Origin of the sequence: Phenylobacterium sp. Root1290, from assembly GCF_001425305.1 — a bacterium.
GTDB lineage: Bacteria > Pseudomonadota > Alphaproteobacteria > Caulobacterales > Caulobacteraceae > Phenylobacterium.
Map to the genome: position 1 here is coordinate 1,829,401 of NZ_LMEE01000001.1, position 26,904 is coordinate 1,856,304.

The 26,904-nt window shown below is 69.0% G+C and carries 24 protein-coding genes; 15 read left to right on the top strand and 9 right to left on the bottom strand.

Annotated elements, in window-relative coordinates:
- The first annotated feature begins 35 nt into the window (after positions 1-35).
- Positions 36-839, top strand: a complete 804-nt coding sequence (locus tag ASC79_RS08910; protein ID WP_156378405.1) for a SapC family protein — start codon at positions 36-38, stop codon at positions 837-839.
- A 59-nt stretch (positions 840-898) separates the two neighbouring features.
- Here the strand turns inward: ASC79_RS08910 and ASC79_RS08915 are convergent, their stop codons facing one another.
- Complete coding sequence (locus ASC79_RS08915; protein WP_056023394.1) at positions 899-1,291, bottom strand: hypothetical protein; 393 nt, start codon at positions 1,289-1,291, stop codon at positions 899-901.
- A 104-nt stretch (positions 1,292-1,395) separates the two neighbouring features.
- Between ASC79_RS08915 and ASC79_RS08920 the strand changes: the two genes are divergently transcribed.
- The 3 genes from ASC79_RS08920 (at position 1,396) to ASC79_RS08930 (ending at position 4,524) form a co-directional block, all read left to right on the top strand.
- Complete coding sequence (locus tag ASC79_RS08920; protein ID WP_056023391.1) at positions 1,396-1,686, top strand: hypothetical protein; 291 nt, start codon at positions 1,396-1,398, stop codon at positions 1,684-1,686.
- A gap of 79 nt (positions 1,687-1,765) precedes the next feature.
- Positions 1,766-3,898 carry a protein-disulfide reductase DsbD gene (locus tag ASC79_RS08925; RefSeq protein ID WP_056023388.1) on the top strand — a complete coding sequence of 711 codons (2,133 nt, stop codon included), beginning with the start codon at positions 1,766-1,768 and terminating at the stop codon, positions 3,896-3,898.
- 17 nt (positions 3,899-3,915) lie between these two features.
- On the top strand, positions 3,916-4,524 hold the full coding sequence (locus ASC79_RS08930) for a thioredoxin family protein (RefSeq protein ID WP_056023386.1): 609 nt from the start codon (positions 3,916-3,918) through the stop codon (positions 4,522-4,524).
- Positions 4,525-4,683: 159 nt separating this feature from the next.
- On the opposite strand, the gene ASC79_RS08935 is transcribed toward ASC79_RS08930, so the two are convergent.
- On the bottom strand, positions 4,684-5,121 hold the full coding sequence (locus ASC79_RS08935; RefSeq protein WP_056023382.1) for a hypothetical protein: 438 nt from the start codon (positions 5,119-5,121) through the stop codon (positions 4,684-4,686).
- A 98-nt stretch (positions 5,122-5,219) separates the two neighbouring features.
- Between ASC79_RS08935 and pgi the strand changes: the two genes are divergently transcribed.
- The 8 genes from pgi to hisG all read left to right on the top strand — a co-directional run bounded on the left by pgi (position 5,220) and on the right by hisG (position 13,103).
- Complete coding sequence (gene pgi, locus ASC79_RS08940; RefSeq protein ID WP_056023379.1) at positions 5,220-6,836, top strand: glucose-6-phosphate isomerase; 1,617 nt, start codon at positions 5,220-5,222, stop codon at positions 6,834-6,836.
- 28 nt (positions 6,837-6,864) lie between these two features.
- Complete coding sequence (locus tag ASC79_RS08945) at positions 6,865-7,719, top strand: SDR family NAD(P)-dependent oxidoreductase (RefSeq protein ID WP_056023376.1); 855 nt, start codon at positions 6,865-6,867, stop codon at positions 7,717-7,719.
- Positions 7,720-7,801: 82 nt separating this feature from the next.
- Positions 7,802-8,155: a metalloregulator ArsR/SmtB family transcription factor gene (locus ASC79_RS08950; RefSeq protein ID WP_056023373.1), complete on the top strand. Its 354-nt coding sequence runs from the start codon at positions 7,802-7,804 to the stop codon at positions 8,153-8,155.
- Positions 8,139-8,612, top strand: coding sequence for an SRPBCC domain-containing protein (locus tag ASC79_RS08955; RefSeq protein WP_056023370.1), 474 nt, complete (start codon positions 8,139-8,141; stop codon positions 8,610-8,612). The genes ASC79_RS08950 and ASC79_RS08955 overlap by 17 nt, the downstream gene beginning before the upstream one ends.
- Positions 8,609-9,265, top strand: coding sequence for a glutathione S-transferase family protein (locus ASC79_RS08960; protein ID WP_056023367.1), 657 nt, complete (start codon positions 8,609-8,611; stop codon positions 9,263-9,265). The genes ASC79_RS08955 and ASC79_RS08960 overlap by 4 nt, the downstream gene beginning before the upstream one ends.
- A gap of 291 nt (positions 9,266-9,556) precedes the next feature.
- Positions 9,557-11,026 carry a histidine--tRNA ligase gene (gene hisS, locus ASC79_RS08965; protein ID WP_056023365.1) on the top strand — a complete coding sequence of 490 codons (1,470 nt, stop codon included), beginning with the start codon at positions 9,557-9,559 and terminating at the stop codon, positions 11,024-11,026.
- Positions 11,023-12,156, top strand: a complete 1,134-nt coding sequence (locus tag ASC79_RS08970; protein ID WP_056023363.1) for an ATP phosphoribosyltransferase regulatory subunit — start codon at positions 11,023-11,025, stop codon at positions 12,154-12,156. Before hisS ends, ASC79_RS08970 begins: the two co-directional genes overlap by 4 nt.
- Positions 12,153-13,103 carry an ATP phosphoribosyltransferase gene (gene hisG / locus ASC79_RS08975; protein ID WP_056023356.1) on the top strand — a complete coding sequence of 317 codons (951 nt, stop codon included), beginning with the start codon at positions 12,153-12,155 and terminating at the stop codon, positions 13,101-13,103. The genes ASC79_RS08970 and hisG overlap by 4 nt, the downstream gene beginning before the upstream one ends.
- Before the next feature lie 357 nt (positions 13,104-13,460).
- Here hisG and ASC79_RS08980 read toward each other — a convergent pair whose 3' ends face one another.
- The 6 genes from ASC79_RS08980 to ASC79_RS09005 form a co-directional block, all read right to left on the bottom strand.
- Positions 13,461-15,506, bottom strand: a complete 2,046-nt coding sequence (locus ASC79_RS08980) for a M13 family metallopeptidase (RefSeq protein ID WP_056023353.1) — start codon at positions 15,504-15,506, stop codon at positions 13,461-13,463.
- A gap of 91 nt (positions 15,507-15,597) precedes the next feature.
- Positions 15,598-17,229 (bottom strand): AMP-binding protein, encoded by a 1,632-nt coding sequence (locus tag ASC79_RS08985; RefSeq protein WP_056023350.1) that lies wholly within the window; start codon positions 17,227-17,229, stop codon positions 15,598-15,600.
- Between the two features lie 101 nt (positions 17,230-17,330).
- Positions 17,331-17,825: a copper chaperone PCu(A)C gene (locus ASC79_RS08990; RefSeq protein ID WP_056023347.1), complete on the bottom strand. Its 495-nt coding sequence runs from the start codon at positions 17,823-17,825 to the stop codon at positions 17,331-17,333.
- A gap of 10 nt (positions 17,826-17,835) precedes the next feature.
- Entirely contained in the window at positions 17,836-18,324 is a 489-nt protein-coding gene (locus tag ASC79_RS08995; protein WP_235528774.1) for a YcnI family protein, read from the bottom strand.
- On the bottom strand, positions 18,312-20,363 hold the full coding sequence (locus ASC79_RS09000) for a TonB-dependent receptor domain-containing protein (RefSeq protein ID WP_056023723.1): 2,052 nt from the start codon (positions 20,361-20,363) through the stop codon (positions 18,312-18,314). Before ASC79_RS09000 ends, ASC79_RS08995 begins: the two co-directional genes overlap by 13 nt.
- A gap of 67 nt (positions 20,364-20,430) precedes the next feature.
- Entirely contained in the window at positions 20,431-20,823 is a 393-nt protein-coding gene (locus tag ASC79_RS09005; protein ID WP_056023344.1) for a DUF2946 family protein, read from the bottom strand.
- An 84-nt stretch (positions 20,824-20,907) separates the two neighbouring features.
- Here ASC79_RS09005 and ASC79_RS09010 point away from each other — a divergent pair, with 84 nt between their 5' ends.
- From ASC79_RS09010 to ASC79_RS09020, 3 genes are all read left to right on the top strand, one after another.
- A complete protein-coding gene (locus tag ASC79_RS09010; protein WP_056023341.1) occupies positions 20,908-22,710 on the top strand; it encodes a cation:proton antiporter in 1,803 nt (600 codons plus the stop codon).
- A 487-nt stretch (positions 22,711-23,197) separates the two neighbouring features.
- Positions 23,198-24,388, top strand: a complete 1,191-nt coding sequence (locus tag ASC79_RS09015; RefSeq protein ID WP_056023337.1) for an OmpA family protein — start codon at positions 23,198-23,200, stop codon at positions 24,386-24,388.
- Between the two features lie 134 nt (positions 24,389-24,522).
- The gene (locus tag ASC79_RS09020) at positions 24,523-26,307 is read left to right on the top strand and encodes an SLC13 family permease (RefSeq protein ID WP_056023333.1); all 1,785 of its coding nucleotides are present in this window, start codon (positions 24,523-24,525) and stop codon (positions 26,305-26,307) included.
- A 26-nt stretch (positions 26,308-26,333) separates the two neighbouring features.
- Here the strand turns inward: ASC79_RS09020 and ASC79_RS09025 are convergent, their stop codons facing one another.
- On the bottom strand, positions 26,334-26,891 hold the full coding sequence (locus ASC79_RS09025; RefSeq protein WP_056023330.1) for a TMEM165/GDT1 family protein: 558 nt from the start codon (positions 26,889-26,891) through the stop codon (positions 26,334-26,336).
- Positions 26,892-26,904 lie beyond the last annotated feature (13 nt).

The window sequence follows — 26,904 nt, forward strand, 5'->3', positions numbered from 1 at the left end:
CCCTATCAATCGCCCAGGATCATCGAAGGTATTTCATGGCGACCGAAACCCCGACCGGCATGGGTCAGATCACTGGCAACGTGCTTTTCTATTCGAAGCCGGAGCCGCTCTCCATCGACCTGCATAGCGGCCTGGGCGTGAAGAGCCTGCCGGGCCCGTTCACGTTCGCCAAGCAAGGCCACGCAGTTCCGCTGACGGTCACCGAGTTCGGCGTCTCGTCGCTGTGCGGCCCGATCATCTTTGTCGGCGACGACAAGATCCCGCTCGCCGTGATGGGTCTGAACCTCGGCGAGAACATGTTCCTGCAGGAGAACGGCCTGTTCGAGCCGGGCGTCTACGTCCCGGCCTACATCCGCCGCTATCCGTTCGTCTTCGCGACCGACAACAACGCCGGCCAGATGGTGCTCTGCATCGACCGCGTCGCCGAGTTCATCGTCGACAAGTCCGAAGCCGACATGCTGTTCTTCGACGCGGACGGCAAGCCGACCGAGTACACCCAGAACTGCATCAACTTCTGCAACGACTACGAGATGGAGCGTCAGCGCACGCAGAGCTTCGTGGAGCTGCTGAAGGGCCTCGACCTGTTCGAGACCAAGAAGGCCGTCTTCACCCCGACCAATCCCGATGGCAGCGCCGGCCCGCAGCAGACGATCGCCGAGTACTTCGGCGTCTCGGAAGAGAAGCTGAACGCCCTGCCGCAGGACAAGTATCTCGAGCTGCGCGACAACGGCGCCCTGGCTCAGATCTACGCCCACCTGGTCTCGCTGGCCGGCTGGGATCGCCTGATCGCGCTGGCCATGGCCCGCTCGCCGCAGGTTCCCGCGGCCGCCAACGCTTAAGGCGCGGCGGATAGGACTTCGGAACGGCGGGCCTCACGGCCCGCCGTTTTCGTTTGGGCCTAGCGGGCGAAGACGCTGCGGGTCAGGCAGGAGAAGACCAGCCGTCCGGCCTCGTCCAGCAGGTCGTGCTGGGCGATGATGATGCCCTTGCCGTCGCCGACCGGATCCTTGCCCATCACCGTCATCCGTCCACGCAGCACTTCGCCCGCGGGCGGATTGCGCGCCCAGCGCAGGGCGTCGACGCCCAGGCGCTTGGTCTGCGGCCACTCCATCGCCGAGGCGGCGTCCAGCCGGCACCACAGCGCATAGACCATGGCGTCCGGCGCGCCGCGCTCCAGCGGCCAACCCGGCGCGAAGGCGGCGATGAAGGCTTCGAGCGCGGCAGGCTCCACCGGGATATCTCCCAGCGAAACCACCTGACCCATTTCGATGTCATCGAACGACGCGGGCACGGTACGCACTCCCAATTCCGGAAAACCGCTGATTCGCCGATCATCGCGCCTGACGATGACAAGTCGAGCTTTTGTGAGCGCCGCGCTCAGCCTATGAGGCGTTGATGTCGAACGGGTGGCTGATCGGGGTGATGATCGAACTGGCGGGGGAGCCTGCGCCCGTGCGCCACTTCTTCGCGGTGGCTCATGAGGACCGCAACAAGGCCGAGTGGACCGCCATCGACCGCGCCATGCTGATCGGCGGTGTCGCGGTCAGCCCGGTCAAGGGTCTGGAGCCGGTTCACGTCATCGGCCCGCTGGCGCCGCGCACCGTCAAATCGCTGGCGCTCAAGCCCGGCGAGGTCCGCCCCCTGGGCTGGAAATGGCCGCGCCGCTGGTTGGCGCTGGCCGAATAGGCCGGTCGCGACGTCAGCGTCGCTTTGCGCCGGCGCGTCGGCGGGCCATATAGCGGACGTACCTGATCGGGATGACCGGATGACGCGCCTCTTTGCGAAGCTCCTGGCGGCTTTCACCCTTGTCTGGGCGCTGCCTGCGGCGGCCCAGCCCGTGGACACCGGCCACCTGGTCGCCGAGCTCGTCGCCCGCGACCAGTCGATTGCGCCGGGAGCGACGACCTACGTCGCTCTGCGTCAGAAGATCGATAAGGGCTGGCACACCTACTGGCGCAATTCCGGCGACAGCGGCGAGGCGACCCGGATCGCCTGGACCCTGCCCGCCGGCTGGACCGCCGGCGATATTGTCTGGCCCGCGCCCAAGCGCCAGCCGACCGGCCCGCTGATGAACTACGGCTACCAGGACGAGGTCCTGCTGCCGGTTCCGATCACCGCGCCCGCCAGCGCCAAGCCGGGCGAGACGGTCACCCTCAAGGCCCAGGCCACGTTCTTGGTCTGCGAAGAAATCTGTGTCCCTGAGGACGCCGAACTCACCCTGAGCCTGCCGGTTCGCGAGGGCCTGGCCGAGCCGAACCCGCAGTGGAGCGGTCCGATCGCCAAGACCCTGGCCGCCGCGCCGGCCCCCGCCGGGCTGTCGGGCGCGTTCGCCAAGCAGGGGGAGGTGCTGGCCCTGGCCGTCACTGGCGAAGCGCTGAAGGGCGCCGACCTGGCCGACACCTACTTCTTCCCCTTCGACTCGACCGTCATCGACCACGCCAAGCCGCAGGCGATCGAGCGCGGCCCCGATGGCCTGACCCTGGCGCTGACGCCGGGCTACGCCTTCCAGCAGCCGCAGGCGCCCAAGACTCTATCCGGGGTGCTGAGCGTGGGCGACAAGTCCTACGAGATCTCCGCCGCCGAAGGCGCGCTCCCGGCCGGCGCTGCGGGCCTTGGCCCCCCGGCCAGGACGGGCGGCGCCGCGGGCGGCTCGCTCGGCCTGCCTCTGGCGGCGGCCTTCGCCTTCCTGGGCGGCTTGATCCTGAACCTGATGCCCTGCGTCTTCCCGATCCTGGCGATGAAGGCCGCCTCTCTGGCCGGCCACGCGCATGAGCGCCGTGCTGCGCAAGGGCAGGGGCTGGCCTTCCTGGTCGGGGTGCTGGCCACCTTCCTGGCGCTTGCCCTCGCCCTGATCGCCGTGCGTGCGGGCGGCGCGGCGGTCGGCTGGGGCTTCCAGCTGCAGTCGCCGCCGGTGGTGGCGGGGTTGGCCCTGCTGATGCTGGCCGTGGCCCTCAACCTGTCGGGCGTGTTCGAGGTCGGTTCCTCGCTCCAGGGCGTCGGCACGGGCCTGGCCGGCAAGCGCGGCCTGGCGGGCGCCTTCTTCACGGGCGCTCTGGCGGTGGTCGTCGCCGCGCCCTGCACCGCGCCGTTCATGGCGCCCGCCCTTGGCTGGGCGCTGACCCAGAGCGCGCCGGCCGCCCTCACCGTATTCCTGGCGCTGGGGCTCGGCTTCGCCGCGCCGTTCGCCCTGGCCGCCTTCATCCCGGGCCTGCTCTCGCGCCTGCCCAAGCCCGGTCCTTGGATGGACGGCTTCAAGAAGCTGCTGGCCTTCCCGATGTATGGCGCGGCCGCCTGGCTGGTCTGGGTGCTGACCCTGCAGGCCGGCGACACCGCGCTGGCGCGGATCCTCATGGCGGCGATCATCCTGGCTCTGGGCGCCTGGCTGTTGGGCGTCGCCCAGCGCCGCCATGCGGGCGGCGCCTCGATGCTGGCTTCAGCCGGCGTCGGCGCAGCGCTGACCCTGGCCGCGGCGCTCGCCGCCATCTGGCCGAACTATGCCGAGCCCGGCGCGGCGGTCGCCTCATCCGGAGGCGGCGGCAAGGCGGACGTCCCGTACGAAGCCTACTCGCCCGAGAAGCTCGCCGCCGCCCAGGCGGCCGGCAAGCCGGTGTTCGTGAACTTCACCGCCGCCTGGTGCGTGACATGCCAGGTGAATGAGCGCGTCGCCCTGACCAGCCAGGCCGTCGCCGACGCGTTCCAACAGAGCGGCGCGGTCTATCTGAAGGCGGACTGGACGCGAAAAGATGCAGAGATCGAGGCCGAACTCGCCAAACACGGGCGGGCCGGCGTTCCACTCTACCTCGTGTATGGCGCGAAGGGCGGCGAGGGCGTTATCCTGCCGCAGATCCTCACCGAAGGCCTCGTCGTCCGGGCTCTCAAGGACGCGCAAGGCCGCTGACCCCCAAGGAGGCGCCCATGCTCAGCCGTTCGATCCTTCTCGCCGCCGCTGTCGCGCTCGCGGCCCCCGCCGCCTACGCCGCCCCAGTCGTCGGCCAGGCCGCTCCCGCCTTCACCGTCAAGGACGCCGACGGGAAGACTCGCTCGCTGTCGGAGTTCAAGGGCAAGACCGTGGTCCTTGAGTGGACCAATGATGGATGTCCCTACGTCCAGAAGCACTACAAGTCAGGAGCCATGCAGGGCCTGCAGAAGGGCGCCTCGAAAGACGGCGTGGTCTGGCTGACCCTGATCTCCTCGGCGCCGGGCAAGCAGGGCTATGTCGAGGGCGCGCAGGCCAAGGGTTGGAAGGCGACCAACAGCGCCGGCTCCACCGCCCTGCTGCTCGATCCCGCCGGCCAGGTCGGCCGCGCCTACGAGGCCAAGACCACGCCGCACATGTACATCGTCGATAAGGCCGGCAAGCTTGCCTACATGGGCGGCATCGACGACAAGCCGACCGCCGATCCGGCTAGCCTCAAGGGCGCCAACAACTACGTCTCGGCGGCGCTGTCGGACATCAAGGCCGGCCGTCCGGTCGCGACCGCAGTCAGCAAGCCCTACGGCTGCACGATCAAGTATTCGGAATAGCGACACCGCGTGTCATCCCGGTTTGCGAAGCAAGACCGGGACCTATGAACACCTGATGGTCCGATGTCGTATCGGGCCTTGCCTCATACGGCAGACGCCGCGCGAATGGGTCCCGGACAAGCGCTGCGCGCTTTCCGGGATGACAACCTTTGCGGAGACCTAGACCGGCGCTTGCGGCGGTGCGGTGATCACCTCGACGTTGTCGTTGAGTAGGTAGCCCAGATCCGCGATCGCCGTGTCCCGCTCCTTGCCGGCCTTGGCGTCCTCGAGCGCCTTCAGCTTCAGCGGCAGGTCTTCGGAAATGCCGCGCAGGATGCACTTCAGGTCGCCGTCGAGGTTGCGCTCCGCCAGGCTCCGGTGGGCTTGCATGTCGAGCTCGGCCAGCTCGCCGATCCGCGTCCTGAACGCCGCGCTGATCGGAGCGTCGGCGCCCTTGAAGGCCTCGACCTCGGCCTTCAACGCGCTGGCGCGCCGCACGATGTCGGCGAACAGCGGCTCCGTCGCGATCACCGGCGGCGGGGCGGCGGCGGCTCCTGCGCCGGCCGGCGCTGCGGCGAGCCAGAGAGCCGAGAGCATGGCGGCGGCGCTGCAGGACATGAGCGGGGACCTTCCTCGAATCGCCCAAGACACGCCGGGCGCCTTTTGCTAACGGCGATACGGTAAACGCCCCGCTACCGCCTTCAGAAGGGTTTCGCATGACTGACCTCGCCGCCGCCTGGACCAAGCTCGAAGCCGCCGCCCAGGACGCCCGCGAGCGTCGCATCGCCGACTTGTTCAAATCGGAGTCGGACCGCCTGGAGCGCCTGAGCGTTGAGGCGCCTGAGCTGCTGCTCGACCTCTCCAAGCAGCCCTGGTCGCTGGCCGAGTTCGAGACCGCCCTGGACCTGGTGCGCGCCGGCGGGGTTGAAGCGGCCCGCGAGCGCCAGTTCGCCGGCGAGGCGGTCAATCCCTCCGAGGATCGCGCCGCCCTGCACATGGCCCTGCGCGCGCCGCAGGGCGCCGACTTCAGGGCCAAGGGCGAGCCGGTCTCCGCCGAGATCGACGCCACGCGCGCCGCCATCGCCGCCATCGCCGGCGCCATCCGTTCCGGCGAGAAGCGTGGCGCGACCGGCGAGGCGTTCAGCGCCATCGTCCACATCGGCATCGGCGGTTCGGACTTCGGGCCGCGCCTGGTCTGGGAAGCGCTGCGTCCGCTTTCGCCGCAGATCGAGCTGCGTTTCGCCGCCAATGTCGATCCGGCCGACATGGCCCTGGCCCTCGATGGGCTCGATCCGGCTCGCACCCTGGTGGTCGTGGTTTCCAAGACCTTCACCACTCAGGAGACCATCGCCAATGCTGTCGTCGCCCGCGCATGGCTGCGCGCGGCGCTGGGCCAGGCGGGCGATGGGCACCTGCTCGCGGTCTCCGCCGCGCCGGCCGTGGCGCAAGCCTTCGGCGTGCCGGCTGACCAGATCTTCGGGTTCCGCGACTGGGTCGGCGGCCGCTACTCGGTGTGGTCCGCGGTCGGCCTCTCCTGCGTCATCGCGCTCGGGGCGGAAGCATTCGAGGAATTCCTGGCCGGCGCCCGCGCCATGGACGACCACTTCGGCGCTGCGCCGCTGGAAGCTAACGCGCCGGTGCTGCTGGCCCTGGCGCACATCTTCAACCGCAACGGCCTGGGCCGTCCGATCCGCGCGGTCGTGCCCTACGCTCAGCGTCTGCGCCTGCTGCCCAACTTCCTCCAGCAGCTGGAGATGGAATCCAACGGCAAGCAGGCCGACATCGACGGCAAGCCGGTGGCCCGCGCCACCGCAGCGACGGTGTTCGGCGACGCCGGCACCAACGTCCAGCACGCTTTCTTCCAGCTGATGCATCAGGGAACCGACATCATCCCGCTGGACATCATCGCGGTCGCCAAGGCCACTGAGGGCGAGCCGGCCAACCAGACCAAGCTGCTGGCCAATGCCATCGCCCAGGCCGAGGCGCTGATGGTCGGCAAGGCCGAGAGCGAGGTCCGCGCCGAGCTGACCGCCCAAGGTCTGGACGCCGCGGCCATCGACGTCCTCGCCCCGCAGAAGACCTTCCACGGCGACCGCCCCTCCGGCTTCATCCTGCTGGAGCGGCTGACGCCCCGCGCGCTGGGCGCGCTGATCGCTCTCTATGAGCACAAGACTTTCGTCGAAGGCGTGCTGTGGCGGATCAACAGCTTCGACCAGTGGGGCGTGGAACTGGGCAAGACCCTCGCCACCCGCATCCTCAGCGAACTGGAAGGCGGCGCGCGCGGCGTGCATGATCCGTCGACCGAGCGCCTGGTCGCCCGGCTCAAGGCCTAGACGTAAGCAAGATTAGGGGGAGGCCCGCATGCGGGATCTGACCGGCAAGACGGCGTTCATCACCGGCGGCGCCAGCGGGCTGGGCCTGGCCATGGCCCACGCCTTCGGCGGGGCGGGCATGAACGTCATGCTGGCCGACATCGAGGAAGCGCCGCTCAAGGCCGCCGTCGCGGACCTCGAGGCCCGCCAAGTCCGCACCGCCAGCGTGCTTTGCGATGTGGGCGACCGCGCCGCCGTGGTCGCCGCGGCCCAGGCGACTTTGGACGCCTTCGGCAAGGTGCATGTGGTCTGCAACAACGCCGGCGTCGGCGCGGGCGGCCCGATCAGCGAGGTGAAGCCCGCCGACTGGGACTGGATCGTCGCGGTCAATCTGATGGGCGTGGTCTACGGCATGGAGGCCTTCCTGCCGCACATCCGAGCCCACGGGGAGGGCGGCTGCTTCGTCAACACCGCCTCGATGGCCGGGATGATCTCGGTGCCCGGCATGGAGCCCTACACCGCCACCAAGTACGCCGTGGTCGGCATGTCCGAGGGCTGGGCCGGCCAGCTGGCGCCCGAGAACATCAATGTCGCCGTGCTTTGCCCGGGCTTCGTGAAGACGAGGATCAACCAGTCCGGCCGCACCCGGCAGGAGAAGTTCGGCGGGCCGACCGAGCCGGCCGCCACGCCCGGCGGCTCCCTCGTCGACAACGGTATCGATCCGGAGCGCGTCGGCCGACGGGTGCTTGAGGCCGTCCAGAACGACGAGCGCTACATCTTCACCCATCCTGACATGCGCGGGCTCGTCCAGGGCCGCTTTGGCCGGATCATGGCCGGCTTCGACGCCGCCGACGCCAGCCCGGCGCTGGATGGCATGGACTACGCAACCCCAGCGCTCGGCTAGCTCGATCGACCCTGTGTCGGGCGCGCTGGAAATGAGCCTTGCATTTAACCAACAAGTTAAATAACACTTGGGTTAAATGAAAATGACATCCGACCCGCTGAGCACCACCTTCCAGGCCCTGGCCGATCCGACCCGGCGCGCGATCCTGGCGCGCCTCGCCCTGGGCGAGGCGTCCGTCTCCGATCTCGCCGAGCCCTTCGAGATCAGTCTGCCGGCGGTCTCGCGCCATCTGAAGGTGCTGGAGCAGGCCGGCCTCGTTTCGCGCACCCGTGAGGCGCAATGGCGTCCCTGTCAGTTGACCGCCGGACCGCTCAAGGACGCCGCGGGCTGGATCGATCACTACCGCCGCTTCTGGGACGACAGCTTCGAGCGGATGGGCGTGTACCTCGCCGAACTTCAGGCCAAGGAGGCCAAGGATCATGACCCCAGCGACTGACGCCGCCGTTCTCCAGGACGACGAACTGCTGATCGAGCGCATCTTCGACGCGCCGCCGGAACTGGTCTTCAAGGTCTGGACCACACCCGAGCACCTGATGCGCTGGTGGGGACCCAAGGACTTCACCACGGTCGCCTTCGAGCAGGATTTCCGGGTCGGCGGAAACTACCGCGCGGGCATTCGTGAGGTGTCCGGGACCGAGCACTGGATGGCCGGGACCTATAGCGAGATCGTCGACGGCGAAAAGATCGTCATGAGCTTCCGCTGGGAAGACGGCGCCTTCGATATCGACAACACCATCACGGTCACGTTCGCCCGCCTGGCCGGCGGACGGACCCTCTTCCGTTTCCACCAGGCGCCCTTCGCAACGCTCGAAGCGCGTGACTCTCACACCCAGGGCTGGGGCTCGTTGGTCGACAAGCTCGTCGCCTATCTCGCTACGGAGGATGCACGATGATCGAGATTTCCGCCTTCAAGTGGGTTCCGCCCTTCGCTCGCGGCCTGGTCCGCGACCTGCGCGTCCGCTGGGCGCTGGAGGAAGCGGGCCTGTCCTATCGGGTCCGGCTGATCGACTTCGACGATCGCGAGACCGCGTCCTACCGCGCGTTGCAGCCGTTCGGCCAGGTCCCCGCCTACCGCGAGGGCGAGCTGTCGATGTTCGAGAGCGGGGCCATCGTCCTGCGCATCGCCGCCCGCTCGCCGGCCCTGTCGCCGTCGGATCCCGACGCCCAGGCCCGCGCGGCCACCTGGCTGTTCGCGGCCCTCAACTCGATCGAGCCGCCGATCCAGAACTTGGCCGAGCTCGATCTCTTCAACGCCGACCAGGAGTGGGCGCGCCTGCGCCGCCCGGGCCTGGAGGCCTTCGTCAGGCAGCGCCTGGGCGAGCTCGCGGCCAACCTCGGCGACAAGGACTATCTGGAGGCGGAGGGCTTCACCGCCGGGGATCTGATGATGGTCACGGTGCTGCGCAACCTGCGCCACACCGACCTGATGGGGGCGTTCCCCACCCTGGCCGCCTATCAGGCGCGGTGCGAGGCGCGTCCGGCCTTCCAAAAGGCGCTGGCGGCGCAGATGGCCGACTTCGTGGAATTGGAGCCGGCGACGGCCTGAGCCGATCGGACTCGCCATCTTCACACTTTGCGACTAAGACCCGGGTCGTAATGATCCGGGTTTCGCACCATCACGGCCATCACCATCCGACCGCACACGCGGGATCGGCCTGGGATCGCATGGCCTAAAGCGACCCCTGCCCGAGCCTCCCGCACCAAGCGGATGGGGCTCAAGGGCATCCTGGCTCCATCCGTCGAACGCCTCCTTTCAAGGACACGACGAATGGACATCTCCGCTTCCCAAACCCAGCCGCGCCTTGCCGCGCGCGCTGTGACCCGCTAGGCGAGCGCCATGACCGACGCTCCCCGCCCCGAGGCCCGCGCCCCGCGCGGTTTCAACGACCGCCGCGCCCGTGATCTGGCCGCAGAGCGCCAGATCCTGGCCAAGGTCTCCGCCGTCTATGAACGCTACGGCTTCGAGGCCTTCGACACCGGAGCCTTCGAGTACGCCGACGCGCTGGGCAAGTTCCTGCCCGACGCCGACCGTCCGAACGAGGGTGTCTTCGCCCTGCAGGACGACGACGAGCAGTGGATGGCGCTGCGCTACGACCTGACCGCGCCGCTGGCGAGGTTCGTGGCCGAGACCAAGGAGGGCCTGCCCAAGCCGTTCCGCCGTTATGCGTTCGGTACGGTGTGGCGCAACGAGAAGCCAGGCCCCGGCCGCTTCCGCGAATTCACCCAGTGCGACGCCGACACCGTCGGCTCCGCCCGGCCCGAGGCCGACGCCGAGATCATCGCCATGGCGGTCGAGGGCCTGGAAGCCGCCGGCCTGCCGGCCGGCTCGGCGATCATCAAGGTCAACAACCGCAAGCTCCTGAACGGTCTGCTGACCACGGCCGGCGTCCAGAACGACGTCCAGAAGCTCGCGGTGCTGCGCGCCGTCGACAAGCTCGACCGTCTGGGGCCGGAGGGCGTCCGCCTGCTGCTGGGCGAAGGCCGCAAGGACGAGTCCGGCGACTTCACCAAGGGCGCGGGGCTGAACGCCGCGGGCGCCGAAGCAGTTCTGGCCTTCGTCGGCGCGGGCCTGAGCGGCCGCTCCGAAACCCTCGACCAGATCGCGAACATCATCGGCGGCTCGGCCGAGGGCGACGCCGGCCTGGCCGAACTCGCCGCGATCGACAAGGCGCTGACCAGCCTCGGCGTCGGCGTCGAGCGCGCCGCCTTCGACCCCTCGATCGTGCGCGGCCTGGAATACTATACCGGCGCGGTCTTCGAGGCCGAGCTGCTGCTGAAGACCAAGGACGAAAAGGGCCGGGGCGTCCGCTTCGGTTCGATCGGCGGCGGTGGACGCTACGACGACCTCGTCGCCCGGTTCACGGGCGAGCAGGTGCCGGCCACCGGCTTCTCGTTCGGCGTCTCGCGCCTGGTCTCGGCCCTGCGCGCCGCCGGCCGCGACCTTGGCGACCAGGTCCGCGGGCCGGTGGTGGTCATCGCCTTCACCCCTGACGACATGGCCCACTACTTCTCGGTGGTCGGCGAGCTGCGCAGCGCAGGCATCCCGGCCGAGGTCTATCTCGGCTCGGCGGGCATGAAGGCCCAGATGAAGTACGCCGACCGTCGCCTGGCCCCGGCCGCGATCATGCTGGGCGGCGACGAGATCGCCGCCGGCAAGGTGACGATCAAGGATCTGGACCTGGGCCGTGCGCTGTCGTCGGGCGTCGCCGACAATGCCGAATGGCGCGAACAGCGCCCGGGCCAGCAAACCATCAACCGCGCCGACCTGGTCGAGGCGGTGCGCAAGATCATCGAGGCCGGCCAGTGAGCGCCGAACCCGCCGTTCCCGCCGAGCCGCTCGCCGCAATCCGCGCGCCGTTCCTGAGCCAGGACGCCGAGGTCGTCGACGCCCCGATCCTGCAGCCGCTTGGTCTGTTGCTGGAGCTGGTCGGCGAGGCCATGCGTCCGCGCCTGTTCGTCGTCCAGTCCGAAGGCGGGCAGGAGACCTGCCTGCGTCCGGACTTCACCGTCCCGGTGGTCCGCCAACACCTCGAGAGCGGCCGCTCATCCGGCCGCTATTTCTATGAGGGCAAGGCCTTCCGCGCCTCTCCCGAGCCGGGCCGTCCCGACGAGTTCCGTCAGATCGGGCTGGAGAGCTTCGACGGCGCCGCCGGCTCGGTCGTGCAGGCCGACGCCGACATCGCCGCCCTGGCCTGGGGCTCGGCCGTGGCCGGCGGCCGCACCGATCTGTCGCTGTGGCTGGGCGACATCGCCCTGTTCGCCGCTTTCGTGGACACCCTTGGCCTCGCTGCGCCGTTGTCTGCGCGCGTGAAACGCGTCGCCGCGCGCCCGCGCCTGCTCGCCTCCGAACTGGCTCGCGCCGAAGGGCCCGCGTCCTCGCCAGCGGACAACGGCAAGCTTGCCGGCCTGCTGTCGGGCCTGTCGGAAGCCGAGACCGCCACCGTGCTTGAAGAGGTCTGGGCGCTGGCCGGGATCGACCCGGTCGGCGGCCGCGGCCCCGCCGAGATCGCCCAGCGGCTGATCCGGCGCGCCCAGGCGGCTCAGGCCCCGGCCCTGACGCCGGATCAGGCCGACCGCATCCGCCGGTTCCTGGCGATCGAGGATACGCCTTCGGCCGCCTTCGACGCCGTGGCCGAAATCGCCGGGGCAGGCGCGCTGGACGCCCCGCTGGCGGCGTGGGCCGAGCGCTTGGCCCTGCTGCATGCCGCGGGCGTGCCGAGCGATGCGATCCGCTTCGCCACCGCACTGGGCCACGCCTTCGACTATTACGACGGCCTGACCTTCGAGATCCGCTCGGCGGCCTTGGACCCCGAGCGCAGCGTCGCCGTCGGCGGCCGCTATGACAGCCTGCCGTCGCGGCTGGGCGGAACGGCCGACGTGCGGGCCGTCGGATGCGTGGTCCGGCCCTGGCGGGCTTGGGCGGGAGGCGAGTCGTGAGCGAACCCCTTATTCTCGCCGTCCCCTCCAAGGGCCGCCTGAAGGAGCAGGTCGAGGCCTGGCTCGGCGACTGCGGACTGAAATTGTCCGTGGCCGGCGGATCGCGCGGCTACATGGCCGAGCTGAAGGGCGTGCCCGGCATCCAGGTGCGCCTGCTGTCGGCCGGCGACATCGCCGAGGCGCTGGACGCCGGCGAGGTTCACCTCGGCATCACCGGCGAGGATCTGCTGCGTGAGCGCGGCGGCGACGTTGATGCGCGCCTGCTGCTGCTGCGCGCGCTGGGCTTCGGCCGTGCCGATCTTGTGGTCGCCGTGCCCAAGAGCTGGATCGACGTCGAGACCATGGCCGACCTGGAGGAGGTGGGCCACGACCTGCTCGCCCGCTCCGGCCGCCGCATGCGCGTCGCCACCAAGTACCTCGTCCAGACCCGCGCCTTCTTCGCGCGGCACGGCGTCGCCGATTACCGGATCACCGAATCCGGCGGCGCGACCGAGGGCGCGCCCGCCGCCGGCTCGGCCGAGCTGGTGGTCGATATCACCACCACGGGGGCGACCCTTGTCGCCAACGGCCTGAAGGTGCTGAGCGACGGCGTGATCCTGAAGAGTCAGGCCCAACTGACGGCCTCGCTGCGTGCATCCTGGAGCCAAGATCAACTTGCGGCGGCTGAAGGCCTGCTGCGGGTCATCGAGGCGCGCGCCGCGGCCCATGAAAGCGCCACCCTTATCTGGCCGTCCGACCCGCGCGAGGCGCCCGTCGTGGAGGCGCTGGTCGCCAGCGGCGCCAGTCGCCGCCCGAACGGGCTTCTGGTTCCGGCCGGGCGTATCGCCGAAGCGTCGATGGCGCTCACGGCCGCCGGAATCGGCCCGGTCACCGCATCGCGTCCCGACTTCGTCTACGAGGTTGGTTGTGTCTCGAGCGATGAACTACGCAGGCGGGTGCAGTTTTGACGATACCGTCAAAAAGAATCCCAAATCCGGCCGGAAAAGTCCCGCTCGCGGAAATCTGATCCATAATTCGCGGCGCTATCGATTTCGGCGCATTGACTCGGGTCAGAAATTGCCGTTTTCTCAGTCCTGCGAGAGACATGGCGGCTACTAAGTCCGACAGTCTCCGGCGTTTCGGGGAGGAAACGCCCGCTCTACAAGAGCGACTGCTCAAAATAAGGCCCGCTGCGATTATCCCCCGCAGCGGGCCAAATTTTTGCCCGACGAAATTTTTGACTTATATGTCAAAAAATATTCCGGGCCAAAGAAAAGGCGGCGTCCTTGTAGGAGCGCCGCCCATCTCTCCGCATCAGTCGGGCGCTACCAGATCTTCACCCGGTCGCCGGGCGACAGATACATGCCGTCGCCCTGCTTGACCCCGAAGGCCTCGTAGAACGCGTCGATGTTCTTCACCGGCACGTCGACGCGGTACTTCGGCGGCGAGTGCGGGTCGGAGACCAACTGCTGGCGCATCATGTCCTCGCGGTACTTGCCGCGCCACACCTGGGCCCAGCCGAGGAAGACGCGCTGATCGCCGGTCTGGCCTTCGATCACCGGCGCAGGCTGCCCCTTCAGCGACAGCCGATATGCGTCCAGCGCCACCAGCAGACCGCCCAGGTCGGCGATGTTCTCGCCCATGGTCAGATCGCCGTTGATGTGCGCGCCGGGCAGCACCTCGACCGCGGAGTATTGCTTGCCGAACTTCTCGGCCTGCGCGTTGAACTTCGCGGCGTCCTCGGCGGTCCACCATTCGGCCAGGCGCCCGTCGCCGTCCGACTTGCGGCCCTGATCGTCGAAGCCGTGGATGATCTCGTGGCCGATCACCCCGCCGATGGCGCCGTAGTTCACCGCCGGGTCGCCATCCGGGTCGAAGAACGGCGGCTGCAGGATGGCGGCCGGGAACGCGATCTCGTTCTTGGTGGACAGGTAGTAGGCGTTGATCGTCGCCGGGGTCATCAGCCACTCGGTCTTGTCGACCGGGCCGCCCAGGCGCGCGACGCGATAGTCCCAGTCGAAGGCGCTGGCCCGCTTGACGTTGCCATAGAGGTCGCCGTCCTTGACCTCGATGGCCGAGAGGTCGCGCCACTTGTCGGGGTAGCCGATCTTCGAGCCGAACTTGGAGAGCTTCTCCAGGGCCTTGGTCTTGGTCTCCGGGCTCATCCAGTCGAGGTTCTCGATCCGGCCCTTCATGGCGACTTTGATGTTGGCGACCAGCGCCTCCATCTTGGCCTTGCTCTCCGGCGGGAAGTAGGCCGCGACATAGAGCTTGCCCAGCGGGTCGCCCAGGTTGTTGTCGGTCGCCGCCACCGCGCGCTTCCAGCGCGGACGCTGCTCGGGCTGGCCGGACAAGGTCTTGTTGCGGAACTCGAAGCTGGCCTGGACGAAGTCTTTCGACAGGTAAGGCGCGGCCTGGTCGACCAGATGGAACGCCGACCACGCCTTCAGGGTGTCCAGCGGCGCGTCGGCGAAGATCTTGGCGATCTTGGGGAAGGCGGTGTTCTGCGCGACCACGACTCGGTCGGCCTTCTCCAGGTTCGCGCCCTTGAGGTACGCGGCCCAGTCGAAGCCCGGGGCGTACTTCTGCAGGTCGGCGACCGAGAACGGGTTGTAGGTCTTGTCGTCGTCGCGGCTCTCGGCCCGGGTCCACGAGGACTCGGCGATCTGGGTCTCCAGGGCGACGATCGCTGCGGCGTGCTCGGCGGGCTTGTCCCAGCCGGCCAGGGTCAACTGCTTGGCGACATAGGCCTCATAGGCGGCCTTCTGGGTCTTGAAGCGGTCGCTCAGATAGTAGTCGCGGTCGGGCATGCCCAGGCCGCCCTGGTTGATATAGGTCGTGTACTGATCAGGCGCCTTGGCGTCGTCGTGGATGTAGGCGCCGAAGAACGAGCCGCCGAACTGGCGCATGGTCGCGCCCATCAGGCCGGCCAACTCGGTCTTGGTCTTGATCTTGCGGATCGCAGCCAGGTCCCCGGCCAGCGGCTTGGCGCCCAGGGCGTCGACCTTCGCCTCGTCCATGTAGCTGCGATAGAAGGCGCCGACCTGGGCTTCCTCGCCGGTCGCCGCCTTGTTGGTCGCGGCCTTCTCGGCCACGGCGCGCATGCGTTGCTGCGAAAGGTCCTGCAGCGCATCGAAGGCGCCAAAGCGAGAGCGGTCCGACGGGATCTCGAGCTTCTTCAGATAGGCGCCGTTGGCGTATTCGAAGAAGTCGTGCGACGGCGCGACGGAGGTGTCGCGGCCCGCCGTGTCGAAGCCCCAGGGTCCCATCCGGGGCGCCTTTGAAAGGTCCGGCAGGTCGTCCGCCAGCGCCGGAGCCGACACGCAGAGAAGGGCCGCGGCGGAAGCCGCGCCCAGCCAAAGGATCTTCATCGGTATTATCGAGCCTTCTGAAGGTCTTAAACAGGTCGGGCGCGACCGTGGACCGGCCGCGCCCGACAAGGCACGTTACTTTTTTGTTACGTTAGGCGTCGGTGGCCAGGGCGGCGATGGCCTGAGCCTTCAGCGCCTTGTAGTCCAGCTTGCCGTTCGGGGCGCGGGCCACGGGGGCCAGCACCAGTTCGCGCGGGGCCTTGTAGTCGGCCAGCAGGCTCTTCACGTGGGCCGACAGGTCGGCCAGCGTCGGCAGGTTTTCGCCGCCGAAGTCCACAATGGCGCCGATCCGCTCGCCGAAGCGCGGGTCGGGCAGGCCGACCACGGCCGCGTCGCGCACGCCCGGGAACCGCTTCAGAGCTTCCTCGACCTCTTCCGGGAAGACCTTCTCGCCGCCGGTGTTGATCACCTGCGAGCCGCGGCCCAGCAGGGTGATCGAGCCGTCCGTCTCGACGGTCGCCCAGTCGCCCGGAACGCTCCAGCGGCGGCCTTCGAAGGTGCGGAAGGTCTTGGCCGACTTTTCCTCGTCCTTGTAGTAGCCGACCGGGGTGTGGCCGCCGACGGCCACCAGGCCGCGGACGCCCGAACCGGCTTCGACGCGCACGCCGTCCTCGGTGAACACCGCCGCATTCGGGCCGGTCACGAACTTCGCGGTGCTGGTGGCTTGGCCGGCGCCGGACGTCGACGACGCCAAGCCCAGGGCTTCCGAAGAGCCCAGGCTGTCCATCAGCATCACGTTCGGCAGGTGCTTCAGCAGGCCCTGCTTGTTCTCCAGGCCCCACATGGCGCCCGACGAGGCGATGCGCTTCAGCGACGGCATGGCCCAGCGGCCGGGATTGGCCTCCAGCGTCTCGAGCATCGGCGCGGCGAAGGCCGGGCCGACGATGATCAGGCCCGACGCCTCCAGGCGCTCGACTTCGTCGAACAGCACGGCCGGATCGAACTTGCGGCCGGTCAGGGTCGCCACCGCGCCGCCGCCGATCAGGGTGCCGAACGAGATGAACTGGCCAGTGGCGTGCATCAGCGGCGCGACCGGGATCGTGATGTTGAGAGGCGCGCCCGAGGCGTCGACGGCCTTGGCGCGTTCGCCGGCCTCTTCCACGCGCTCGATCGGGCCCAGGCCCAGCAGCAGGTTGGCGCCGCCGCCCAGGGCCTTGAACAGATCCTCCTGGCGCCACATCACGCCCTTGGGCATGCCGGTCGTGCCGCCGGTGTACATGATCAGCAGGTCGTCGGCGGTGCGGCCCCAGGGAGCCTCGAACCGATCGGCGCCGGCCGCGACGATGGCGTCGTAGTCCGCCGCCCATTCCGGGACCGGATGGCCGGCTTCCGGCACCGCGATCCAGATCTTCACCTTGGGCAGGCGGCCGCGCACCTTGTCGGCCATTTCGGCGAACGACGCGTGGAACACCACGGCCTCGGCGTCGGCGTTGTCGAACAGGTAGGTCAGCTCGTCGCCGCCGTAGCGATAGTTGGTGTTGAACGGCGCCAGGCCGGCCTTGAAGGCGGCGTAGTAGCTCTCGAGATACTCGGGGCCGTTATAGAGGTAGGCCGCGACCTTCGACTGCTGGCTCAGGCCGGCGTCGACCATGGCCTTGGCCAGGGCGTTCGCCCGGCGGTCGAACTCATTCCAGGTGATCTTCCGCTCGCCGTGGATCAGGGCGGGGCGATCAGGTGTGGCGCTCGCCACGGACTCCCAAAGGTTGGCATAATTCCAAACCAAGACGATCCTCCATTCTTAAAATATGGAGGGCATAGACGACGTGGGGGGCGGCGCTGTCAACGCCGCCCGTTGGCCGTCGCGCCGCCTTGTCGCGCAACGCCTCAGTGATGGTGATGGGCTTCGGCCGCCGGCGCCTTGCCGGGAGCTGCGCCCGGCGCTGCGGCGGCCACCTGGAACTCGACCTTCAGCCGCGCGCCGCTCTTGAACACCAGCGTCGCCGGCAGCTTGTCGCCGAGCTTGGTCGGCTTGGTCAGGCCCAGGAACATGACGTGATAGCCGCCAGGGGCGAAGGCCACCTGCTTGCCCGGCGGGATCGTCACCCCGGCGTCCTGGCGCTCCATCTTCATGACGCCGCCGGCGGTGGAGGTGCGATGCACCTCGGTCTTGCGCGCGGCCGTGGTCTCGACGGCGACCAGGGCGTCGGCCGCCGCGCCGCGATTGACGATGGTCAGGAACCCGCCGCCGTTGCCGCCCGCCGCGGCGGGGCGGCTCCAGGGGCTGACGGCCTCCAGCGCGCCAAGTCGGTAGGTCGCCGCCTGTGAGGCGCCGGAGAAGGCCAGAACCGCCGCGGCGGCGAGGATCGGAAGATGTCGCATGGGGCTTCCTCTAGTGCTGATGGGCTTCGGCCGAAGCGGCCTTGGGCGTGACGACGAGCGCCGGGGCAGGATGGGAGGCGCGCTCGCCCGGAGCGGGAATCTCCGTCCACTGGCTCTGCTCGGCGCCGCAGGACTGAACGGTAGGGAAATAGAGGTTCGCCGCTTCGTCGGGCAGTTTGAACAGCACCGCGAACTCGTCGAACTGGTCGGCGGGCAGCTCGCCGCGCCAGGTCAGGGCCGTGACCTTGCCGTCCTGGCGCTCGATTTCCAGCGCCCAGCCGGGTTTCGGCTGGGGCCGGGCCGAGGCCATCTGCGGCGGGATCTCGATGCGCAGCGCCGTGGTCGCGGCCTCGCCGCAACCGTGTCCGACGCGGAAGACGACCGCCTGGTAGGCGCCAGCGCTCGCGCGGCCGGGGTCGGCGACCACGTGCGCGGCGGCGGCCGCGGGCAGGGCGGCGATGGCCGCCGCGCCGATCATCAGGGTTCTCAGAACGCCCATGTCACGCCTCCGAACACCGAACGGCCTTCGCCGGGATAAAAGACCGCCTTCGACGCGCTCGGCAGCCGCGCGTCGGTGATGGCGCTGAAGTTCGAGACGTACCGCTCGTCGGCCAGGTTCCGGGCCTCGACGAACAGGCTGACCCCATTGGGGCCGCGCCAGCCGCCGCCCAGCGACCAGACCGCATAGGACGGCGCCTTCAAGGTGTTGGCGTAGTCCACATAGGTGTCTGTGATCGACCATTCGACCGAGGGCGCGATGAACCAGCCGCTGGCGTGATCGTAGCGCAGTTCGGCCCTGTAGAGGTGCTCCGGAACGACCGGCAGCCGGTTGTCGCCATAGACGCTGTCGCCATCGAAGTGGAAGTCCGACCAGGCGTAGGTCTGGCGCAGCCGCGCGCCGCCGATGCGCCAGTCCACCCCGGCCTCCAGGCCCTGGTGGATCGTCGGGCCGGCGTTGAAGGTCGCGGCCGGGATGCTGGGCGAAACCACGAAGTTCAGCAGCTCGTTTTCGAGTTCGGCGCGGTAGAGCGCGAGATCCCAAGAGAAGGCGCCGCGCCGGCCGCGCGTCCCCACCTCGGCGGTCCAGGCCTCCTGGGCTTCCAGCGGCGCAAAGCCGACGAACGGCCCGGTCTGGGCCAGGGCGCTGAAGTTCGGCGGCTCGACCGACTTGGTCAGGTTGGCGAAGGCCTGGGCGCCGTCCTGCGCCTGCCACAGCAGGCCGATCCGCGGCGCGAACCACTCATAGGTGATGGAGCGGTCGGCGGTCGGGTTGAGGTTGTTGCGGAACTGCCGGTTGGCCGAGCCCAGCGACCCGCCGCCGACCACGGCCAGCTGGTCGGTCACGAACACGCGGCCCTCGGCGAAGACGTCCAGCGCGCGGGCGTTCTGCCGGCTGTCCGCCCGTTTCTCGCCCTTCGACGACTTCAGGTTCACCCATTGCAGCGCGTCGAGGTCGCCCAGCCGCGCCGAGGCGCCGACGAATAGATCAGCGCGGCGGCCGGCCACTTCGCCCTCGACGTCCAGCCGCCCGAATGCGCCCCAGTTGCGGCTTTCCTGGTCGATGACCTGGAAGATCGGGTGGTCCAGGTCCTTCCAAGCGGCATAGACGCCGCCCTCGAAGACCGCGTTGTCGGCCACACGCCAGCGTGTCTGCAGGGTTCCGCGCACGCTGCGCATGTTGCGCTGGTACTCGTTCGCCAGGTTGCCGGGACTGGCCTTGCGCGGGTTGTCGAGCGCCTGGGCGAGCTCGACCGAGCCGGGGATCTCCTGGTCGACATTGTGCCCCGACAGGATGAAGCGCAGTTCCTGGTCCTCGCCGAAAGTGCGGCCGACGTTGAGCGAGACGTGCTGGGCGGTCTGGTCGCTCTGTTCGCGCCAGCCATTGGCGGAAATGGCTGTGGCGGCGGCGAACATGTCCCACTCGCCCCACTGCCGGGCGACCTCGCCGTGGCCGCGGATCGTGCGGTACGAGCCGCCGTCCAACCGCAGCATGTTCCGGGCGCCGGCGTCCTTGCCGGTCGGCGTGACCATGTTGATCGCCCCGCCCAGCAGCGCGCCGCCGAAGCGCAGGGCGTTGCCGCCCTTGTAGACCTCGGTGAAGCGGGCGATCAGCGGATCGATCTGCTGGAAGTCGCCGAAGCCGTCGGCTTCGTTGAACGGCACCCCGTCCTGGGCCAGCAGGGTTCCGCGGTTGTGGTTGGGGTTCCCGATGCCCGACCCGCGGATCGCCAGGCGCGTATCGTCGCCCCACTTCTTCTGGGCGTAGACGCCCGGCACGTCGCGCAGGGTTTCGGACAGCCCCTGGGCATAGCGGTCGCGATAGGCCTCGGCGGAGATCACCGCCACGGCGCCCGGGGTCTCCGATAGCCGGCGGCGGGCGTCGGCGACGACCGGCGGGTCTTCGGGATCGGGATTGGCGGTGACGATCACCGCATCAACCAGCGCCCCGGCTTCGTCGGCGTGGGCGAGGGCGGGCATGGAAAGGGCCGTGGCGGCGAGCAGCAGCGCGCGCGGCGAGGCGCGCAGGAAAGCGAACATGTTCAAGAAGGTCCCTGGACGAACGAGAGAAGCCGCAGGCGCTCAAGCGCATGCGGGCGAATTCAGCTCAGACGTTCAGGGCAGGCGGGCCTTGGCCAGGCGGGCGCGGCGGCGCGCGGGCGCGCGGCTGCAGGGGTTGCACGGGCGTGGCGTGGCGGACCACGACGGCGGCGTAGGCGACGGGCGCGACGGCCAGTTCGGGGGTGACGACGACCGCGAGGGTTGCGGCCAGGCAGTCGTGACAGGGCAGGCCGGCGAAGCCGCCTTTGCGCTCCTTGCCGTCGGCGCCGATGACGACCGTCTTGGCCCCGTCTTCGGTGCAGAGCTCGACGCGGACGGTCGAAAGCGATTCGGTCGCCATGGCCGCAGCCGGCAGCAACGCCTGGGCGAGCAGAGCCACGAGGGCCGCCAGGACCCCCAGGCTCGCCCGCGCTGCGCGCTTTTTTCGGCCGAAGTGCATGGGCGGGCGTCTTAAGGGCAGGGCGATGGGTTACGCAAGAGGCGTCGAAACCCCATAGTGGCGCTCATCACAGAAGGAGAGCGCATGGAAGGTCACGTTTCGCCTGGCGAATACAAGGACGTCGTTCTCTTTCTCGCTACCGCCGGCGTGATCGTGCCCTTGTTCCGCCGTTGGCGGATCAGCCCCATTCTCGGGTTCCTCGGCGCCGGTGTCGTGCTTGGTCCGTTCGGGCTGGGCGCGCTCAGCGACAACTTCCCGTGGCTCTCCTACTTCACCATCGCCAACGCCGGCGAGATCGCCCAGCTCGCCGAGTTCGGCGTCGTCTTCCTGCTGTTCATGATCGGGCTGGAGCTCTCATGGGAGCGCCTGCGCCTGATGCGCCGGTGGGTGTTCGGCATGGGCGCGCTGCAGGTGACGCTCTGCCTGGCGGCGATCGCCCTGGCCGGCATGACTCTGGGCCTCGACATCGCGCCGGCCGTGGCGATCGGCGCGGCGCTGGCCCTGTCCTCGACCGCCGTGGTCATGCAGATCCTGACCGAGCACAAGCGCCAGCACTCTCCCGCCGGCCGCGCGACCTTCTCGGTGCTGCTGTTCCAGGACCTCGCGGTCGCCCCGATCCTTGTCACCCTGGCGATCCTTGGCCGAAGCGGCGACGGCGAGGCGTTCTCACCGCGCCTGCTGCTGGCCTTCGCGCCGGCGGCGCTGGGGGTGATGATCCTGGTCGCCTTCGGGCGGCTGCTGCTGCGTCCGATGCTCAAGTCCGTCGCGCGGGCGAAGAGCGAAGAGCTGTTCATGGCCGCCTGCCTGCTGGTGGTCATCGGCGCCGGGCTGGTCAGCGCGCTGACCGGCCTGTCCATGGCGCTGGGCGCCTTTATCGCCGGCCTGCTGCTGGCCGAGACCGAGTACCGCCACGAGGTCGAGGTCACCATCGAGCCGTTCAAGGGCCTGTTGCTCGGGCTCTTCTTCCTCTCGGTCGGCATCGGCCTCGACCTGTCGCTGCTGGCGGCCAAGCCCCTGGCGATCCTGGGCATGTCGGTCGGGGTGGTGGCGCTGAACGCGACGGTGGTCTTCGGCCTGGGCCGGCTGTTCGGCCTGCCGTGGCGCGGAGCTATGGAGGCCGGGCTGTTGCTCGCGGGCGGCGGCGAGTTCGCCTACGTGATCCTGTCGGCCGCCATGGGCGACGGCATCGTACCGCGCCCCCTGGGCCAGATGGTGCTGGTGTCGTCGACCATCTCGATGATGTGCATTCCGCTGCTGGCGGCGCTGGGCCTGAAGCTGGGCGGCCGAAAGACCGGCGGCCAGGGGCTGGCCCCCGACCCGGTCGCGTCGCCCGCGGGCGACGGATCGGACGGCGAGGCCCCCAAGGTGCTGGTCGTCGGCTACGGCCGGGTCGGCAAGCTGGTCGGCGACATGCTCCATCGGCACGACATCGCCTGGGTCGCGGCGGAGCGCGATCCCAAGCTGGTCGAGGCCGCCCGCCACGCCGGCGAGGCGATCTATTTCGGCGACGCCTCGCGGCCGGAGTTCCTGCGCCGCTGCGGGCTGGAGACGGCGCCGGCCCTTGTCGTGACGATGGATTCGCCCGACGGCGTCGAGGCGATCGTGGCCACCGCCCGCGCCATGCGCCCCGATCTGACCATCGTCGCCCGCGCCCGCGACGCGCGGCAGGCCCAGCGGCTCTACGAGCTGGGCGCCACCGACGCGGTGCCCGAGACGGTTGAAGCTAGTTTACAATTGTCCGAAGCAGTTCTCGTTGAGATCGGCGTGCCAATGGGGCTAATCATCGCATCCATCCACGAGCGGCGGGACGAGTACCGAAAGGCGCTCAATCGACCCGAGGCGCTGGGCGGGCGGGTTCGCCGCTACCGGCGCGCGCAAGAAAACTGACTGCCGATTTGGAACTAAGCCGTGGGGCTCACGTTGTCCGCTCGAACCGGGGGCGGGATTCGCGTCTTAGGCGAGGGGGAAATGTCGTCCATTCCATCGAGAACGTGCCAACCGCATGCGGACCATCGCGTGCGGCGCGGGCTGGACGGGTCTGGCAAGTGCGCCCATAGTTCAAGAGAATCAAACGGCTCCGGCCGCTTGCCGATGGCGCTGCGCAGCGCGGCGGCTTTGGTGACCGGAGTTGCAAACAAGAGATTCGGCGCCGTGATGCACATTAGGCGCATCGCCGGCGACCGGACGGGAGACGTGTCTCTCGCCCCGAAGTTGATCGCCGAGGGGAAGAATGTGTAACGTCCTGTGGTTGGTCTGAAGGGCGTCAGCGAATTGGCGGAGGTGTTGCCTCAGCGACACTTTCGTAATGGTTCGGCCTTGATATAACAGCGCTGGGTCATTTGGCCGCAGCAGAGGGCAAGAGAGGGCTCTGAATATGAAATTCAAACTCCTAGCGGGGGCTGCCCTGGCTGCGGTCTTCGCCGCGTCGGGAGCTTCGGCTCAAGAAGTCGGTTGGTACGGCGCTGTCGACCTCGGCTATCACTGGCCGGACGGCATCGACGGTGAATCGTCGAACAACTCGGCTGGCGGCTCTCCGTACAACTGGACGTTCAACCAGGAAGAAGATTGGACCGGCTTTGCCCGTCTCGGCTACCAGCTGAACGAGCATTGGCGCGTTGAACTCGAAGGCGGCTATCGTCCGGGCGACATCGAGTCGATCCGCGGTGGCTCCAACAACTCCATCCTCGGCCTCTGCACCCCCGGTGTGGTTCGCTCCGCTGCTGCGCCGAACTGCGGCTCGGCCTCGGGCGACGTCACGTCGTGGACCGTGATGGGTAACGTGATTTATGACATCGCCCCTGGCGCGGTCATCAATCCGTTCATCGGCGCCGGTATCGGTATCAACCACGTCTCGGTTGACTCCGTCGGTCAGTTCTCGTCGGTCACTGGCGCGTTCAGCGCGACCAACCCGTCGATCCAGAACCTGTCCATCGATGACGACGACACGGCCCTGGCCTGGCAACTGATCGCCGGTCTGGCCTGGCGCGCCACCGATCGCCTCAACGTCGACCTGACCTACCGCTACCTGGGTGGTTCGGACCTCGACTTCGCGTCGGTCGGTTCGCACGCTCTGCAGCCGGGCGTCTTCTCGGGCGAATACAAGGACCAGTCGGTGACCGTCGGCCTGCGCTACTCGTTCGCGCCGCCGCCGCCCCCGCCGCCGCCTCCGCCGCCCCCGCCGCCTCCGCCCCCGCCGCCGCCTCCTCCGCCGCCGCCTCCGCCGGCGTATGAAGCCAAGCAATTCATCGTCTACTTCCCGTTCGATCAGTACGTCCTGACGCCGGAAGCTCAGACGGTGGTTCAGGAAGCTGCGACCTACGCGACCAGCGGCAACGCGACTCGCCTGATCGTGGTCGGCCACACCGACACCTCGGGTTCGGCTGCGTACAACGTCCGCCTGTCGGAACGTCGTGCTAAGGCCACCGCCGACGCCCTCGTGGGCCTGGGCGTGAACCAAGCCGCGCTGCAAGTGGATTGGAAGGGCGAAACGCAACTCGCCGTCCCGACCGCTGACGGCGTGAAGGAACCGCTGAACCGCCGCTCGACGATCGACATCAACTTCTAAGTCGATCTCGGCGTCAGCCGAACTAGCGGAGAGCCCGGCCGAAAGGCCGGGCTCTTTTGCTTTGGGGCCTCGCAGCCTTCGGCCTGGATCGGCGTTGTTCAAGCTCCACCGCGGCCGGTGGTCCGGGGGCTTTGATGACGTTCGACCAGGGATTGGCTTTCGGCCTCATCGCCGTGACCATCGCCGCCTTCATCTGGGGGCGGTTCCGCTATGACGTGGTGGCGGTGTGCGCGCTGCTGGCCGGCGTCGCCATCGGGGTCGTTCCGGCCAAGCAGGCCTTCGACGGCTTCTCCAACGACATCACGGTGATCATCGCCGCGGCCCTGGTGGTCAGCGCCGCCTTCGCCAAGTCCGGCATCGTCGAGGCGGTGCTGCGGCCCCTGATCCCGCGCCTGAAGACCGAGCGCAGCCAGGTTCCCGTGCTCACCGCCGCCGTCACCCTGCTCTCGACCGCGACCAAGAACGTCGGCGCGCTGGCCATTCTGATGCCGGTGGCGCTGCAGCTGTCGCGGCGCACGGGCTCCTCGCCCTCGCGGCTGCTGATGCCGATGGCGTTCGGCGCGATGCTGGGCGGCATCGTCACCCTGGTCGGCACCGCGCCCAACATCATCGTCTCGCAGGTCCGCGAGGAACTGCTGGGCGAGCCGTTCGGCATGTACGACTACACGCCGGTCGGCCTGGCCCTCGCGGCGCTGGGCTTCGCGTTCCTCGCCTTCGCCTACCGGATCTTGCCCAAGGACCGGGCCCCGGCGGTGAACATCGAGGAGGCGCTCGCCGCCAACGCCTACATCACCGAGGTCGAGGCTCCGGAGGATTGGGCGCTCGCCAAGACCCGCATCGGCGACCTCCACGACCTTGCCGCCGGCGAGGCCCGGGTGATGATGCTGGTCAGCGGCGGGCGACGGCGGGCGCGGCCGCACCCCAACACCAAGGTCCGGCCGGGCGACGTCCTGCTGCTGCAGGGCGAGCCGCAGGCGCTGGACGAGCTGATCAACCGCGGCAAGCTGCGCCTGACCCGCGCCGACCGGCCCGTCGCCATGGAGGAGCCGACCGACGAGGTCCGCGTGGTCGAGGCGGTGGTCGGCGGCGAATCGGAGCTGATCGGCCGTTCGGCCCAGCAGTCCGACCTCTACGGCCAGCATGGCGTGAACCTGCTGGCGGTTAGCCGCTCGGGCTATGATCTCAAGCAGAACATCAACCGCATCCGGCTGCGCTCAGGGGACATCCTCGTCCTGCAGGGCAGCGAGCGAACCCTGCCCGCCGCGCTGGCCGCGCTGGGCCTGTTGCCGCTCGCCGAACGCGAGGTGCGGCTTGGCGGCATCCGTCACGCCATCGCCCCGGCCGCGATCCTGGCGACCGCGATGATCCTGGTGGCTTTCCAGGTGGTCCCGGTGGCGATCGCGTTCTTCGGGGCCGCGGTGACGATGATCGTCCTCGGCGCCCTGCGGATGCGCGAGGCCTACGCCGCCGTCGACGGCCCCCTGATCGTGCTGATCGCCGCGATGATCCCGGTCTCCGAGGCGATCTCCACCACCGGCGGCGCGGAGCTGATCGGCAGCTGGCTCTCGACCCTCTTCCGCGGTCAGTCGCCAATGATCGCCCTGGTCTCGATCATGGCGGTGGCCATGGCGGCGACGCCGTTCCTCAACAACGCCGCCACCGTGCTGATCGTCGCGCCGGTAGGGGCCAGCATGGCGCGCCAGCTGGGCCTGAACCCCGACCCGTTCCTGATGGCGGTGGCGGTCGGGGCGGCGTCGGACTTCCTCACGCCCATCGGCCACCAGTGCAACACCCTGGTCATGGGACCGGGCGGCTACCGGTTCGGCGACTATGCCCGGCTCGGCGCGCCCCTGACCCTGCTGGTGCTGGTCGTGGGCGCGCCGCTGATCGCCTGGTTCTGGCCGTTGAGCGGCGGCTAGAGCGCCGCCAGACGTCCCGCTGAAGCCTAGCTCGCGATCAGGATCCAGGCGCCGATCGCCGCGAAGGACGCGGCGGCCGCCCAGCGGATGTACTTGAGCGGCAGGCGCGTGGCCGCCGCCTCGCCGATCAGGACCGCCGGCACATTGGCGATCATCATGCCCAGGGTCGTGCCGGCTGCGATCACCAGCACCTGGTCGAACTTGGCGGCCAGGGCGACGGTCGCGACCTGGGTCTTGTCCCCCATTTCGACGAAGAAGAACGCGACCAGCGTGGTCAGGAACACGCCCGCGCGATCCTTGGGCCGGTCGCTTTCTTCGAACTTGTCAGGGATCAGCGCCCAGAGGCCGAAGCCGATGAAGGCCAGGCCCAGCACCCACTTCATCCAGGGACCATTGAGGAGGGCCGCGGCTGCGACGCCGACCCAGGCCGCCAGTGCGTGGTTGGCGATGGTGGCGACCAGAATGCCGAGGATGATCGGCGCGGGCTTGCGGAACCGGGCGGCCAGCAGAATGGCCAGCAACTGGGTCTTGTCGCCGATTTCAGCGACAGCCACGAGGCCGGTGGAGACGAGGAAGGCTTCCATGGAGTCAGGCGTC

What these genes read in the sequence shown, in the direction of transcription:
- ASC79_RS09010 (WP_056023341.1), top strand. Translation starts at nt 20,908, where the DNA reads ATGGAAGGTCACGTTTCGCCTGGCGAATACAAGGACGTCGTTCTCTTT.
- ASC79_RS08935 (WP_056023382.1), bottom strand. Translation starts at nt 5,121, where the DNA reads ATGTCCTGCAGCGCCGCCGCCATGCTCTCGGCTCTCTGGCTCGCCGCA.
- ASC79_RS09005 (WP_056023344.1), bottom strand. Translation starts at nt 20,823, where the DNA reads ATGCACTTCGGCCGAAAAAAGCGCGCAGCGCGGGCGAGCCTGGGGGTC.
- ASC79_RS09020 (WP_056023333.1), top strand. Translation starts at nt 24,523, where the DNA reads ATGACGTTCGACCAGGGATTGGCTTTCGGCCTCATCGCCGTGACCATC.
- pgi (WP_056023379.1), top strand. Translation starts at nt 5,220, where the DNA reads ATGACTGACCTCGCCGCCGCCTGGACCAAGCTCGAAGCCGCCGCCCAG.
- ASC79_RS09015 (WP_056023337.1), top strand. Translation starts at nt 23,198, where the DNA reads ATGAAATTCAAACTCCTAGCGGGGGCTGCCCTGGCTGCGGTCTTCGCC.
- ASC79_RS08945 (WP_056023376.1), top strand. Translation starts at nt 6,865, where the DNA reads ATGCGGGATCTGACCGGCAAGACGGCGTTCATCACCGGCGGCGCCAGC.
- ASC79_RS08930 (WP_056023386.1), top strand. Translation starts at nt 3,916, where the DNA reads ATGCTCAGCCGTTCGATCCTTCTCGCCGCCGCTGTCGCGCTCGCGGCC.
- ASC79_RS08920 (WP_056023391.1), top strand. Translation starts at nt 1,396, where the DNA reads ATGTCGAACGGGTGGCTGATCGGGGTGATGATCGAACTGGCGGGGGAG.
- ASC79_RS08950 (WP_056023373.1), top strand. Translation starts at nt 7,802, where the DNA reads ATGACATCCGACCCGCTGAGCACCACCTTCCAGGCCCTGGCCGATCCG.
- ASC79_RS08980 (WP_056023353.1), bottom strand. Translation starts at nt 15,506, where the DNA reads ATGAAGATCCTTTGGCTGGGCGCGGCTTCCGCCGCGGCCCTTCTCTGC.
- ASC79_RS09025 (WP_056023330.1), bottom strand. Translation starts at nt 26,891, where the DNA reads ATGGAAGCCTTCCTCGTCTCCACCGGCCTCGTGGCTGTCGCTGAAATC.
- ASC79_RS09000 (WP_056023723.1), bottom strand. Translation starts at nt 20,363, where the DNA reads ATGTTCGCTTTCCTGCGCGCCTCGCCGCGCGCGCTGCTGCTCGCCGCC.
- ASC79_RS08995 (WP_235528774.1), bottom strand. Translation starts at nt 18,324, where the DNA reads ATGGGCGTTCTGAGAACCCTGATGATCGGCGCGGCGGCCATCGCCGCC.
- ASC79_RS08925 (WP_056023388.1), top strand. Translation starts at nt 1,766, where the DNA reads ATGACGCGCCTCTTTGCGAAGCTCCTGGCGGCTTTCACCCTTGTCTGG.
- ASC79_RS08960 (WP_056023367.1), top strand. Translation starts at nt 8,609, where the DNA reads ATGATCGAGATTTCCGCCTTCAAGTGGGTTCCGCCCTTCGCTCGCGGC.
- hisS (WP_056023365.1), top strand. Translation starts at nt 9,557, where the DNA reads ATGACCGACGCTCCCCGCCCCGAGGCCCGCGCCCCGCGCGGTTTCAAC.
- ASC79_RS08910 (WP_156378405.1), top strand. Translation starts at nt 36, where the DNA reads ATGGCGACCGAAACCCCGACCGGCATGGGTCAGATCACTGGCAACGTG.
- ASC79_RS08990 (WP_056023347.1), bottom strand. Translation starts at nt 17,825, where the DNA reads ATGCGACATCTTCCGATCCTCGCCGCCGCGGCGGTTCTGGCCTTCTCC.
- ASC79_RS08955 (WP_056023370.1), top strand. Translation starts at nt 8,139, where the DNA reads ATGACCCCAGCGACTGACGCCGCCGTTCTCCAGGACGACGAACTGCTG.